The 13,139-nt window shown below is 73.0% G+C and carries 12 protein-coding genes; 6 read left to right on the top strand and 6 right to left on the bottom strand.

What is annotated here, in order from left to right:
- Position 1 precedes the first annotated feature (1 nt).
- Complete coding sequence (gene csrA / locus ACI6PP_RS08280; RefSeq protein ID WP_421110704.1) at positions 2–247, top strand: carbon storage regulator CsrA; 246 nt, start codon at positions 2–4, stop codon at positions 245–247.
- Positions 248–261: 14 nt separating this feature from the next.
- On the opposite strand, the gene ACI6PP_RS08275 is transcribed toward csrA, so the two are convergent.
- Positions 262–1,470: an EAL and HDOD domain-containing protein gene (locus ACI6PP_RS08275; protein ID WP_421110702.1), complete on the bottom strand. Its 1,209-nt coding sequence runs from the start codon at positions 1,468–1,470 to the stop codon at positions 262–264.
- A 76-nt stretch (positions 1,471–1,546) separates the two neighbouring features.
- Positions 1,547–2,536, bottom strand: a complete 990-nt coding sequence (locus ACI6PP_RS08270) for a helix-turn-helix transcriptional regulator (protein WP_421110700.1) — start codon at positions 2,534–2,536, stop codon at positions 1,547–1,549.
- 106 nt (positions 2,537–2,642) lie between these two features.
- On the opposite strand from ACI6PP_RS08270, the gene ACI6PP_RS08265 reads away from it, so the two are divergent.
- The 4 genes from ACI6PP_RS08265 to ACI6PP_RS08250 all read left to right on the top strand — a co-directional run bounded on the left by ACI6PP_RS08265 (position 2,643) and on the right by ACI6PP_RS08250 (position 8,091).
- Positions 2,643–3,056, top strand: coding sequence for a DUF1761 family protein (locus tag ACI6PP_RS08265; RefSeq protein ID WP_421110698.1), 414 nt, complete (start codon positions 2,643–2,645; stop codon positions 3,054–3,056).
- A 67-nt stretch (positions 3,057–3,123) separates the two neighbouring features.
- The gene (locus ACI6PP_RS08260; RefSeq protein WP_421110696.1) at positions 3,124–3,768 is read left to right on the top strand and encodes a TetR/AcrR family transcriptional regulator; all 645 of its coding nucleotides are present in this window, start codon (positions 3,124–3,126) and stop codon (positions 3,766–3,768) included.
- Positions 3,769–3,809: 41 nt separating this feature from the next.
- Positions 3,810–6,302 carry an MMPL family transporter gene (locus ACI6PP_RS08255; RefSeq protein WP_421110695.1) on the top strand — a complete coding sequence of 831 codons (2,493 nt, stop codon included), beginning with the start codon at positions 3,810–3,812 and terminating at the stop codon, positions 6,300–6,302.
- A gap of 58 nt (positions 6,303–6,360) precedes the next feature.
- Positions 6,361–8,091: an AMP-binding protein gene (locus ACI6PP_RS08250; protein ID WP_421110693.1), complete on the top strand. Its 1,731-nt coding sequence runs from the start codon at positions 6,361–6,363 to the stop codon at positions 8,089–8,091.
- 12 nt (positions 8,092–8,103) lie between these two features.
- On the opposite strand, the gene ACI6PP_RS08245 is transcribed toward ACI6PP_RS08250, so the two are convergent.
- A complete protein-coding gene (locus ACI6PP_RS08245) occupies positions 8,104–8,892 on the bottom strand; it encodes a thioesterase family protein (RefSeq protein WP_421110692.1) in 789 nt (262 codons plus the stop codon).
- A 40-nt stretch (positions 8,893–8,932) separates the two neighbouring features.
- The gene (locus ACI6PP_RS08240; protein ID WP_421110690.1) at positions 8,933–10,105 is read right to left on the bottom strand and encodes an alcohol dehydrogenase catalytic domain-containing protein; all 1,173 of its coding nucleotides are present in this window, start codon (positions 10,103–10,105) and stop codon (positions 8,933–8,935) included.
- Between the two features lie 163 nt (positions 10,106–10,268).
- Here ACI6PP_RS08240 and ACI6PP_RS08235 point away from each other — a divergent pair, with 163 nt between their 5' ends.
- On the top strand, positions 10,269–11,138 hold the full coding sequence (locus tag ACI6PP_RS08235) for an NAD-dependent epimerase/dehydratase family protein (RefSeq protein WP_421110688.1): 870 nt from the start codon (positions 10,269–10,271) through the stop codon (positions 11,136–11,138).
- 86 nt (positions 11,139–11,224) lie between these two features.
- Here ACI6PP_RS08235 and ACI6PP_RS08230 read toward each other — a convergent pair whose 3' ends face one another.
- Positions 11,225–11,920: a haloacid dehalogenase type II gene (locus ACI6PP_RS08230; RefSeq protein ID WP_421110686.1), complete on the bottom strand. Its 696-nt coding sequence runs from the start codon at positions 11,918–11,920 to the stop codon at positions 11,225–11,227.
- A 125-nt stretch (positions 11,921–12,045) separates the two neighbouring features.
- Complete coding sequence (locus ACI6PP_RS08225; RefSeq protein WP_421110684.1) at positions 12,046–12,975, bottom strand: NADP-dependent oxidoreductase; 930 nt, start codon at positions 12,973–12,975, stop codon at positions 12,046–12,048.
- Positions 12,976–13,139: the final 164 nt, after the last annotated feature.

Here is a 13,139-nt window from a genome sequence, read left to right as displayed (position 1 = left end):
CGTGCTGGTCCTGAGCCGACGGGTCGGAGAGAGCATCGTCATCGGCGACGACGTCGTCGTCACCGTGCTGGACGTCAAGGGGGACGTGGTCCGCGTCGGCGTCTCCGCGCCCCGCAGCGTGGCGGTCCACCGCCAGGAGGTCCTCGACGACCTGGCGGAGTCCAACCGGGAGGCCGCGTCGCCGAGCGACGACGCCGTGGCCCGCATCGCCGGCCGCCTCGGGCGGCAGGGCCGCTCGGGCGACTGACGTCGGGCCCGGGGTCAGGCCGCGTTGGGCTCGAGGGTCTGCACCTGCTCCAGCGCCCAGCCGAAGGCCTCGGCGACGAGCACGCCGGGCAGGTCCTGACCCGCCTCGTGGGCCGTCACCCGGCCCACGATCTCGCCCACGCTGCCGGTGTGGTCGAACGCGGCGGCCTTGAGCGTCGCGTCGATCTCGAGCGCGTCGGCGAGCCGGCTCGCGGGCACGCCGAGTAGGTCGTCGAGGCTGGAGATCAGCCCCGCGGTGAACGCGAAGCACGGGTCGACGCCGGAGCACCCGCGGGCCAGCGTCTCGCAGGCCCGTGCCCGGGCCAGGGCGCGCACGAAGGCGTCGGGCGAGGTCGACGGCGCCGAGCCCAGGACGGCCAGGGCGGCCCATCGGGCCACCCGCGCGGTCCCCATCAGCACGAGCGCCTCGTGGACGCTGCGCACCTGGCGCTTGAGGCCCCGGCCGGCGCCGACGGCCGCGAGCTGCAGCACCTGCAGGCTCAGGCCGGGGTCGGTGCGGATGATCCGGTCCAGCTCGTCGAGCTCGACCTCCGCGGCCGCCAGCCGGGCCGTCAGCTGGACCAGGGAGAGGGTCGACGGAGCCACCGACGCGGTGCGGATCTCCTCGGGCCGCTCGATGACGTAGCCCTGGAAGAGCTCGAAGCCGATCGACGCGGCCCAGTCGAGCTGCTCGCGGGTCTCGACCTTCTCGGCGAGCAGCGTCACCGCGTGGGGACGACAGCGCTCGACCAGGTCGAGGACCTCGGCTGCGGTGCAGGCGAGCAGGTCGATCTTGACCACGCTCGCGATCTCCAGCAGCTCCTCGGCCCGCGGTGACCAGCTGAAGTCGTCGAGCGCGAGCTGGTACCCCTGCGCGACGAGCTCACGACACCCGGCGACGACCTCGTCGTCGATCTCGACGGTCTCGAGCACCTCGATCGTGGTGGAGTGCGGCGGGAGCACCAGGGGGGTGGTGCCGGTGAGCGCACCGCGGTCGGCGTTGCAGAACAGACGGGTGCTGCGCGACATGCGCTCGATCCCGGCCGAGATCGTCCCGGTGATCACCTGGACGGTCTTGTGCTCCCCGGACAGCTCGTAGTCGGCGGAGTCGTCGGAGCGGAAGAGCAGCTCGTAGGCGACCACCCGGCCGGCGCGGTCGACGATCGGCTGCCGTGCGACGACGAGGCGCTGGAGGGCGCCGGCCCCGTGCTGCGCGGTGGTCATGGTGCGTCCCGCCGTCCCTTCCTCGACCGTCCCGTGGGGTGGTGTGGCCCACCGCACGATGGTCCCCCAGATCTGGTCAAGATGGAGGAGCTTTGCGCAGACTGGCGCGACGGAACCGCTCGGCCAGGTGACCGAACGCCGTCGCGAGCTCGGCGGGCTCGACGTCGCCCACGTCAGCGTCGAAGCGCCCGAACGTCGCGGCCAGCGCGGGCCAGGACCAGGCGCCGAGCGAGAGCCGGCACCGGTCGGGGCCGAGCGCCTCGACGACGCCGTCCCGGACGTGGGGGGCGACCTCGGCGGCGGGCAGGGCGAGCACCGCCCGGCCCTGGCAGGCCCACGCGTTCGCCCCGGTGGACCCCTTGAAGCGGGCCGCGACGAAGTCGGCGACGTCGCCCCCGGGGACCTCGCGCGGGGCGAACCGCGGGCCGTGAGGGGTGCGGAGGGTCATGCGGTCGACCCGGAAGGTGCGCCAGTCGCCGCGGTCGAGGTCCCAGGCCAGCAGGTACCAGCGACTGCCGGCGCTGACGACGTGGTGCGGCTCGGCCCGACGCGGCGCAGCGGGCTCGCCCGCCGGCTCGGCGTGCGGCACGGCGTAGTCGAAGCGCAGCGACTCCCGGTCGCGGACGGCCGCGCCGAGCGTCTGCAGCAGCTCGGGCGTCACGTCGCCGTCCGTGCGGGTGCTCGCCAGGGTGGTGACGCTCACCGAGTCCAGACGGTGACGCAGTCGCGAGGGCATCACCTGCCTGACGGTCGCGAGCGCGCGCGTGGCGCTCTCCTCCAGGGCGGGGTGCCCGGCGCCGGCCACCTGGAGGGCGAGGGCGAGCGCGACCACCTGGTCGTCGTCGAACAGCAGGGGAGGCAGCTCGCTGCCGCCCTCGAGGCGGTAGCCGCCGTCGGGGCCCCGGGTGGCACGGATGCCGTAGCCGAGCTCGCGCAGACGGTCGACGTCGCGGCGCACGGTGCGCTCGGTGATCTCGAGCCGCTCGGCCAGCAGCGACCCCGGCCAGTCGCGTCGCGCCTGGAGCAGCGAGAGCAGGGAGAGCAGGCGGGAGGTCGGTCCGGTCATGGACGTCATCCTGCCGCCGCAAGCGGACAGGAACGGTCCTGAATGTCGGCGAGGGTGGGTCCCAGCGGCGGTGACCGGCACCGGCGCGAGTGAGAGGAACCCCGACATGCTCGAGGCATTCGCCCAGATCAGCTGGATCGGCGTCGTCGTCGCCACCGTCGTCCTGACCGTCCTCGGTGGTCTGTACTTCGTCCTGCTGGTGCCGGAGCAGTACCTGCGGGTGCTCGGTCGCGAGGGCGTCGAGGCGCCGGCGCCGACCGTGGTGGCGGCGGTCGGCCCGCTCGTCTGCGGGTTCCTGACCGTGCTGGCCAGCGCCGTCCTGGTCGCGGCGCTCGACATCGAGTCCCTCGGCGAGGCGGTGGTGTTCGGGCTCGTGGTCGGGGTCGGCTACCTGGTGGCGATGACGTTCCAGATCGCGATCAACCCGAACTTCCCCCACCCGATCGGCTACGGCCTGCTCAACGCCCCGTACTTCCTCGTGGGCAGCGTGCTGACGAGCGTCGTCCTCGCGCTGCTCTGAGGCGGGCGACGAAAGGTGCACGAGGTGCAGAGATGCACTGAGTGCACCTTCGTCGTAGGCTGGTCCGGTGACCGCCGAGACCGCAGCCCCCGACCGCCGGGCGGCCCTCAAGGCCCGGCACCGTCAGGCCATCCTCGACGCGGCCGACGCGCTCATCGGCGAGCGCGGGTCGCGTCAGTTCAGCGTCGACGAGCTGGCCGAGCGGGCCGACGTCGCCCGCCGCACCGTGTTCAACCACTTCGCCTCCCTCGACGAGGTCGTCATGACGGCCTGCACGCGCGTCCTCACCGGCGCGGTCGAGGAGTTCCGTGCGGCCACGGCCGCCACGCCCGTCGGGGACGGGTCGCCCGCCGCCCTGTTCGACGAGCTGACGGCCGCGATGCTCGGCGTCGACCTCCCCGCCGTCATCGCCTACATCTCGGGCGTCCTCGGCGACGACCACGCCGACCCGCGGTCCCACCACCTGATCCAGGACGTGTTCACGCGCTGCACCGACGAGATGGCCGCCGAGCTGACCGCCCGCAGCGCCGACGGCGACGGCCTCGAGGCACAGATCCTGGTCAGCTCGATGATCAACGGTCTCGCCGTCGTCGCCGAGCGGTGGATCGAGGAGACCGGAGGGTCCCTCGAGCCCGCGTCGCGCGCGGCGTGGGACGAGCTGCTCGACCGGCTGGTCGCCACCGTCCGACGCGGCTACGCGCCGTCCGCCTGACCCCTCGCCACGTCCCGATCCCCTCGGAGGAACCCCGCACCATGGCCTCACTGCTCTACCGCCTCGGACGGACGGCGGCCCGTCGCGCCTGGACCGTCGTCGTCGCCTGGGTGCTCGTCCTCGGTCTGGCCGGTGGCGCGTTCGCGCTGTTCGGCGGCACGCTCACGTCGGTCGTGAGCATCCCCGGCACCGCCACGCAGCAGGTGAGCGACGAGCTCGCCGAGAAGTTCCCCGACCTCGGCGGTGGCAGCGGCACGGTGGTGATGACCACCACCGACGACGAGCCGTTCACGGCGGCACAGCAGGCCGAGATCGCCACCCTGCTGACCGACGTCGGCGAGATCGACGGGGTCGTCGGGGCCACGAACCCGTTCACCACCCAGGCGCAGATCGACGCGCAGGCCCAGCAGGTCGCCGGCGGACGCGAGCAGCTCACCGCCGCGACCGACCGGCTCGACGCCGCGCAGGACCGTCTCGACGGTGCCCGCCAGCAGGCCGAGGCCGCCGGGCAGGACGCGGTGGTCGAGCGGCTCGACGCGCAGCAGGCCGAGCTCGACCAGAGCCGCGCCGCGCTCGAGGCGCAGACCGCGCAGGCCGAGCAGGGGGCGCAGCTGCTCGAGCTGTCCGAGGGCATCCGCCAGGTCTCGACCGACCGGACCACCGCCGTCGTCAACGTGCAGTTCGAGGCCACCAGCTTCGAGATCCCCACCGAGACCAAGGACGCCGTCGTCGCCGCAATGACGGGCGCCGACATCGACGGCGTCGACGTCGAGGTCTCGAACGACACTGCCGCCACGATCCCCGAGGTCTTCGGCGTCGGCGAGGCGGTCGGCCTGGCCGTCGCCGCGGTCGTGCTGGTCGTCATGCTGGGCACGCTCATCGGTGCCGGACTGCCGCTGGTCAACGCGCTGGTGGGCGTGGGCGTCGGCGTCACCGCGTCGCTCGCGCTGTCGGGCACGGTCGAGATGCTCTCGGTCACCCCGGTGCTCGGCATCATGCTCGGCCTCGCGGTCGGCATCGACTACTCGCTGTTCATCCTCAACCGCCACCGCACGCAGCTGCGCCAGGGCGTGCCGCTCGCGGAGTCGATCGGGCTGGCCAACGGGACGTCGGGCAACGCGGTGGTCTTCGCCGGCGCCACCGTGATGATCGCCCTGCTCGCCCTCAACCTCACGGGCATCCCGTTCCTCGGCCTCATGGGCACCGTCGGAGCGGTCTGCGTGCTCGTCGCGATCCTCATCGCGATCACGATGACGCCCGCGCTGCTGTCGCTGGTCGGCCCGCGCATCCTGTCCACGAAGGAGCGCGCCCGCGACGGCCACGTCGCCGCACCGGCGCCCCCCAGCACGCCGATGAGCAACCGCCGCGCCGTGATCACCCTCGTCGGCGGCACCGTCGCGCTGCTCATCGTCGCCATCCCGGCGCTGTCGATGCGCCTCGGCCTGCCCGCGGGGTCGTCCGAGCCGCAGGACTCCACGGCCTACCAGGCCTACCAGCTCGTCGACGAGAAGTTCGGTGCCGGCGTCAACGGGCCGCTCGTCGCGGTGGCCGACCTGCCCGAGGCGGTCACGCAGAGCACGCTGGTCGCCGAGCAGGTGCGCATCGGCACCGAGCTGAGGGCCCAGGGCGACGTCGCCGCGGTCGCCCCGATCGGGGCGTCGCAGGACGGCACGCTGCTCGCGTTCCAGGTGGTCCCCGAGGGCGGACCCACCGCGGAGTCCACCGAGCAGCTGGTCCGCGACCTGCGCGGCCTGCAGCTCGACGGCGTCGACTCGGTCGGCGTCGCGGGCAACGCGTCGGGCAACATCGACGTCAGCGAGAAGCTGTCCGACGCGCTCCCGCTGTACCTGGTCGTGGTGGTCGGGCTGTCCCTGGTGATCCTGGTCTTCGTCTTCCGCTCGATCCTGGTGCCGCTCACCGCGACGGCGGGCTTCGTGCTGTCGCTGTTCGCCGCGTTCGGCGGCGTCACCGCGGTGTTCCAGTGGGGCTGGCTCGGCGGCGTCTTCGGGGTGCACGACCCCGGGCCGATCCTGAGCTTCCTGCCGATCCTGATGGTCGGCATCCTGTTCGGGCTCGCGATGGACTACCAGCTGTTCCTCGTCAGCGGCATGCGCGAGGCGTACGCGCACGGCTCGCCGTCACGGGTCGCGGTGCGCCGCGGCGTCCACGCCGGACGGGCGGTGGTGGTCGCTGCCGCGCTGATCATGGTCTCGGTGTTCGGCGGCTTCGTGTTCGCGCACTCGGTCCTGGTGCAGTCGATCGGCCTCGGCCTGGCGCTCGGCGTCCTGGTCGACGCGTTCGTGGTGCGGCTGCTGCTCATCCCGGCCGTGATGCACCTGCTCGGCGACGCCGCCTGGTGGCTGCCGGCGTGGCTCGACCGGATCCTGCCCGACGTGGACGTCGAGGGCGCCTCGCTGGAGCGCGAGCACCCGCACGTGCCGTCGGACGCCGGCGCCCACGTCGACCCGCACGCCGAGGTCGACGGCGAGCCGGTGACCACCGGCACCGCGCCGCAGGGGCGGCACGCGGACTGACCCGGGTGCGATAGTGACCGGTGTCACCTCGGACGACACCCCGATCACAGGAGCGCCGATGTCCACGAACACGTCCCGCTACCGCGACGCCCGCGACCGCTTCCTGGCGTTCGACGGCGACTACGACGAGGCCGTGGCGTCGTTCGAGTGGCCGCGCCTGGAGGGGCGGTTCAACTGGGCCGTGGACTGGTTCGACCAGATCGCCGACGGCGACGACCGGCCGGCGCTGACGATCGTCGAGGAGGACGGCAGCGCCGCGTCGGTCACCTTCGACCAGATGCGGCGACGCTCCAACCGGCTGGCGCGGTTCATGGCCGGTCACGGCGTCGTGAGGGGCGACGCGGTCGTGGTGATGCTGGGCAACCAGGTCGAGCTGTGGGAGACCATGCTCGCGGTGATGAAGCTCGGCGCCGTCATCATGCCGACGACCACCGCGATCGGTGCCGCCGACCTGCGCGACCGTCTCGACCGGGGTCGGGCCGGGCACGTGGTCTGCAACGCCGTCGACACCGCCACCTTCGACGACGTGCCCGGCGACTACACCCGTCTCGTGGTGGGCGAGGCGGACGGCTGGACGAGCCTGTCCGACGCGGAGTCCGTCGACGACGCCCCGCTGGACCACCCGGGCACCGATCCGGGGGACCGCCTGCTCCTGTACTTCACCTCGGGCACCACGAGCCGGCCCAAGCTCGTCGAGCACACCCAGGTCTCCTACCCGGTGGGTCACCTGACGACGATGTTCTGGCTCGGGCTGCGCCCGGGCGACGTCCACCTCAACATCTCCTCGCCCGGCTGGGCCAAGCACGCGTGGTCGTGCTTCTTCGCCCCGTGGATCGCCGAGGCGACGATCTTCGTCCACAACTACGCGCGCTTCGACGCCGCCTCGCTCCTGGGCGTGCTGCGCGACCACGAGGTGACGACGTTCTGCGCGCCGCCGACCGTGTGGCGGATGCTGATCAAGGCCGACCTGTCCGGTGGGCCGGGCTCGCTGCGCGAGGTCATCGGCGCCGGCGAGCCCCTCAACCCCGAGGTGATCGCGCAGGTGCAGGCCAGGTGGGGCCTGACGCTGCGCGACGGCTTCGGGCAGACCGAGACCACCGCCGCGATCGGCAACACGCCCGGCGCCGTCGTCAAGCCCGGCTCGATGGGGCGTCCGCTGCCCGGCATCCCGGTCGTCCTCGTCGACCCGGTCACCGGCGACCGGCTCGAGGGCGCCGGCGTCGAGGGCGAGATCTGCCTCGACCTGGAGGGTCCGGGTGGTCGTCCGCTGCCGTTGATGACCGGCTACCAGGGCGACGAGCAGCGCAACGCCGAGGCCATGGCCGGCGGCGTCTACCACACGGGCGACGTCGCGAGCCGCGACGAGGACGGCTACATCACCTACGTGGGCCGCACCGACGACGTGTTCAAGGCCTCGGACTACAAGATCAGCCCGTTCGAGCTCGAGAGCGTCCTGATCGAGCACCCCGCCGTCGCCGAGGCCGCCGTCGTGCCGGCGCCCGACCCCGTCCGCCTGGCGGTGCCCAAGGCGTACGTCGTGCTCGCCCCGGGCCACGAGCCCACCGAGGAGACCGCGTTCTCGATCCTCAAGCACGCCCGGGAGCACCTCGCGCCCTGGCTGCGGGTGCGCCGGATCGAGTTCGCCGACCTGCCCAAGACCATCTCGGGCAAGATCCGCCGCGTCGAGCTCCGCGGACGCGAGGAGGCCCTCGTCGCCGACGACGTCCGCGCCGAGGGGGAGTGGCGCGACGACCAGTTCCCCGAGCTGCGCGCCCCGGCGCCACGCTGACGCACGGCGCCGTCAGCGCGGCGCCACCATCAGCGGCTGCGTGACGACGGCGCACAGGCCGTGCTCGTCCGACATCCGGCCCTCGGCCAGGCCGATGCCGTTCGGGCCGATCGTGCTGCGGGCGTCCAGGTGCATCCACTCACCGGCCGGGGCGCGCTCGATCGTCGCGGTGACGGTGGGCGGGATGAAGAACCACTCGCTCAGCGGGAGCTCGCCCGACAGGCCGTTGGTGGAGTCGGCCACGACGAGCAGCCGCTGCGTCGGCGAGGACTCCTCGCCGGCCACCAGCGGGACGCGCAACCGGGTCCAGACCTGCGCCGGGCCGGGCTCGTAGCCGCCCGAGACGAACCTCCAGTCGATGGCCCGGCCGTACCCCCACCCGGGGCTCACGCCGTCGAAGAACCGCTCGGTCGCGGCGTCGGGCACCGGTGGCGGGGTGGCGGGCCGCCAGTGCTCGCGGGTGGAGCCCTCGGTGGCGCGGATCCGCCAGGCCGTGGCGGTGACGGCCGGCCTGTCGTCGACCCACAGCGTTGCCTCGACGAGCTCGATCCGCTTGCCGGGACGCACGATCCGGGCCTCGGTGCGGATCGTCCCCTGCGGGATCCCGCCCAGCATGTCGGCGGTGAAGCGGGCGATCGGCATCGACACGTCGGGGCGGACCCGCTCGATCGCGCGGGCCAGGAGCGCGGCCGGCGGGCCGCCGTGCTGCAGCGACTCGTCCCACGGGCTCGCGGTGGCGGCGGTTGACTCGAAGGTGTCCTCGCCGGTGGGCAGGTAGAACGCCTCAGGATCGCGACTCATGGAGCGATCATGACCCGTCCGACGCCCACCGGCTCGCCCGTCAGGGCGTGAAGACGACCTTGACCGTGCCGTCCAGCTTCTTCTGGAACTGGTCGTAGGCCTGCGGGGCCTGCTCGAGCGGCATCCGGTGGGTGGCGAAGTCCTCGACGCCCAGCGGGTCGGAGTCGTCGACGAGCAGCGGCATGATGTCGTCGGCCCACGCCTTGACGTTGGCCTGGCCCATGCGCAGCTGGAGCTGCTTGTCGAACATCGTGATCATCGGCATCGGGTCGGCGGCGCCGCCGTAGACGCCGATGATCGAGACCGTGCCGCCGCGGCGGACGGCGTCGATCGCGGAGTAGAGGCCGGCCATCCGGTCGACGCCCGCGGTCTTCATCATCGGCGCCGACAGCGCCTTGGGCAGCTTGCCGACGACCTTCTGGACGGCCGAGGCGACCGCCGATCCGTGCGCCTCCATGCCGACGGCGTCGATCACCGAGTCGGCGCCGCGGCCGTCGGTGAGCTCACGGATCGCGTCGCCGACGCTGTCGACGTCGCGCAGGTCGACGACCTCGGCTCCGCGGGCCCTGGCCCGGGCGAGCCGCTCGGGCACCAGGTCCACGGCGATCACGCGCAGGCCGCGGTGGCGGGCGATGCGCACGGCCATGTCGCCGATGGGCCCGAGGCCGATGACGGCGAGGGTGCCGCCGTCGGGCGTGGCGGCGTACTCGACGGACTGCCACGCGGTGGGCAGCACGTCGGACAGGTAGACGAAGCGGTCGTCCGACGGGCCGTGCGGCACCTTGATGGGGCCGTACTGCGCCTGGGGGACGCGCAGGTACTCGGCCTGTCCGCCGGCGACCTCGCCGTAGAGCTTGCTGAAGCCGAACAGGGCGGCACCCATGCCGTGCTCGTGCACCTGGGTGGTCTCGCACTGCGTCGGCAGCCCGCGGACGCACATCCAGCACGAGCCGCAGGCGATCTGGAACGGGATGACGACGCGGTCGCCGACCGCCAGGTCGCCGACGGCGCTGCCGACCTCCTCCACGACGCCCATCGGCTCGTGGCCGAGGATGTCGCCGGCGCCCATGAACGGGCCGAGTGTCTCGTACAGGTGGAGGTCCGAGCCGCACAGTCCCGTCGAGGTCACCTTGATGATCGCGTCGGTCGGCTCGATGATCGTGGGGTCGGGGACGGTGTCGACGCGGACGTCGCGCACTCCCTGCCAGGTCACTGCTCGCACGTGGTGGTCCCTTCGGTGGTGGCCGCGGACGTGTCCGCGACCGTTGCTCGGCTGTGGGCCCAACCGTCCTTCGAACGTACGCGGACGTCCGGGGGCTCTGCCTGACGAAGGTCTGCGAACGGCGCCGGGGGAGCCCGCGCACCACACTGGGCCGATGACGACCGTGGTGCTGACCGGTGGAGCAGGCAGGCTCGGACGCGCGGCGGTGCGCGACCTGGTGGAGCACGGCCACGACGTGGTGGTCCTGGACCACGCCAGGCCGGACCTGCCGGACGAGGTGATGGACGCCGTCACCTACCTGCCGATCGACCTCGGCGAGTACGGCGACGTCCTCGACGCGATGCTCGGCGTGCAGGAGAGGTTCGACCGGGTGGACGCCGTCGTCCACCTCGCGGCGATTCCGGCCCCGGGTCTGGCGCCGGACCACCGGACGTTCGAGAACAACATGAACGCGACGTTCAACGTGTTCTCCGCGGCGCGTCGGGCCGGGGTGCAGAAGATCGTGTGGGCCTCGAGCGAGACGGTGCTCGGGCTGCCGTTCGACACCCCGCCGCCCTACGTGCCGGTCGACGAGGAGTACCACCCGCGCCCGGAGTCCACGTACTCGCTGACCAAGACGCTGGAGGAGGAGCTCGCCCTGCAGCTGTGCCGCTGGGACCCGGGGCTGTCGATGACGGGCCTGCGGTTCTCCAACGTGATGTACCCCGAGGACTACGCCGAGTTCCCGTCGTTCGACGCCGACCCGATGCTGCGCAAGTGGAACCTGTGGGGCTACATCGACGCGCGTGACGGCGCCCAGGCGATCCGTCTGGGCCTGGAGCACACCGAGCCCGGGCGTGAGGTCTTCGTCATCGCCAACGCCGACACGGTGATGTCCCGCTCGAGCGCCGAGCTCGTCGCCGAGGTGTTCCCCGGGGTCGAGGTGCGCGGCGAGCTCGGCGAGCACGAGACGTTGCTGTCGATCGACAAGGCCCGCCGCGTCCTGGGCTTCGACCCGCAGCACTCCTGGCGCGACCACGTCTGACGCCGCCGCATCCCCAGGAGTTGTCGGTGCCTCAAGGGCCTATGGGCCCCTGAGGCACCGACAACTCGCCAGGTGCGGGTGAGACGTCAGGACGACAGGCGGTCGTGCAGCTCGTCGAGCCGGGTCACGACGAGGTCGGGCGGGGCCATGTGCGGCGGCCACGTGCGTCCGTCGCGGTTCACCCAGGCCGTCCGGAGGCCGACCCGGCGTGCGCCCTCGAGGTCCCACGGGTGCACGGCCACCATCAGGACGTCGCCCGCCGCCGCGTCCAGCACGGACAGGGCGTAGGCGTACGCCTGCGGGGCGGGCTTCCACGCTCCGGCGTCGTCGACGCTGAGCAGCGGCGCGACGTCGCCGTCGAGACCCGCCTTCTCGAGCAGGGAGCGCGCGGTGGAGGCCGCTCCGTTGCCGAGGGTGGCGACCCGCAGGCCACGCGCGGTGAGCGCGCGGACGCCGGGCGCGACGTCCGGGTGCGGGTCGAGCCCGCCCAGCGCCGTCATCACCTCGTCGACGGCCTCCTCGACGTCCGCGTCGACGAGCACCTGCGACAGCTCGACCTGGAGGCAGCCTCGGGCGACGTCACCGAACGGGCTCGGGGTCCCGGTGCTGCTGAGCCCGAAGCCGTCGCGCAGCACCGTGGTGAACCAGTGCTCGGCCAGGTGGCCCGGCGCGCCGACGGACTCGAACGCGTGGGCCAGGGGGCCGGTGTCGGAGAGGGTCTGGTTGACGTCGAGCAGCACCCACGCGACGGACGGCGTCGAGCTGGAGGTGGAGGGCGTCACGATGCTCCCTTGGGTGGGTGTCGACCCCCGTCACCATCGCCGAGATACGGCTTGTGCACCACCGGGGACGCCGCGGTGGTGCACAAGCCGTATCTCGACCACGGGGGCGAGGGGAGGGGGTGGGATCAGAAGGTGAGGACGAGGCGGCCGCGGACGCCGCCCGCCTCGAGCCGGCGGTGCGCCTCGGGTGCGTCGGCCGCGGGCAGCACGTCGGCGACGCGAGGAGTGAGGACACCGTCCTCGACGGCCTGACGCAGCCCGTCGAGCTTGGCGCCCGAGTGGTACTCGTCACCGACGAAGGCCGCCTCGAAGCGGACGTCGCGCGTCGGCTCGCCCCTCCACCCGCGGACCGAGACGAACACGCCGCCGTCGGCGAGGGCGGGCACGACGTCCTCGTGGAGCAGCGCGGTGTCGACGAGCCCGTCGACGCCGCCAGGGACCACCTGGCGGATCCGGTCGGCCAGTCCGTCGCCACGGGCGACCAGGTGGTCCGCGCCGAGCGACTCGACGAGCTGGCGATCCTTCTCGGCGGCGTCGGCCACCACGACCAGCCCGGCCTGCTTGGCGAGCTGGACGACGTAGTTGCCGAGCGTGCCCGCGGCCCCGGTGACGGCGAGCGTCTGCCCGGGTTCGAGCGCGAGCAGCTCGAGGGCCTGCACGGCGGTGAGTCCGTTCATCGGGACGGTCGAGGCCTGCTCGAGGCTGGTGCCGGCGGGGACGCGGGCGATCGAGTCGTCGGGCGCGACGAGCTGCTCGACGTAGGCGCCACCGTGCTCGGACAACGGCAGGGCGATCGCCATCACCTGGTCGCCGACCTGCCAGCGGCTGCCCTCGCCCACCTCGTCGACGACGCCCGCGGCGTCCATGCCCGGGACGTACGGCGGCAGGGCGTCGCCGACCGGTCGTGCGCCCGACCTCACGAGCGTGTCGGTCGGGCTCACGGCCACGGCCGCGACACGGATCCTCACCTGGCCGGGGCCCGCGTGCGGGTCCGGCACCTCGTGGATGCCCAGGGCCTCCGGTCCTCCGAACGTGGTGACGCCGATGACGCGCATGATGTCCTTCCTGTCGGTGGGCCGCGCAGGGGGTGACGCGCGGCACCTCTCCCAACCCGCCGCCAGGGCCGTGTGTTCCGACGCCGCCGGCGCTCACGGCCGGAGCGTCACGGTCCGACCACCCGGACGGGGAAGTGCTTGAAAGGCGAATCACCTTCACCTGA

The organism is Solicola agrisoli (assembly GCF_049059935.1).
Classification (GTDB): domain Bacteria; phylum Actinomycetota; class Actinomycetes; order Propionibacteriales; family Nocardioidaceae; genus JAURVT01.
The sequence above is the reverse complement of the archived record's forward strand: the minus strand, read 5'-3'. Positions and strand labels throughout refer to the sequence as shown.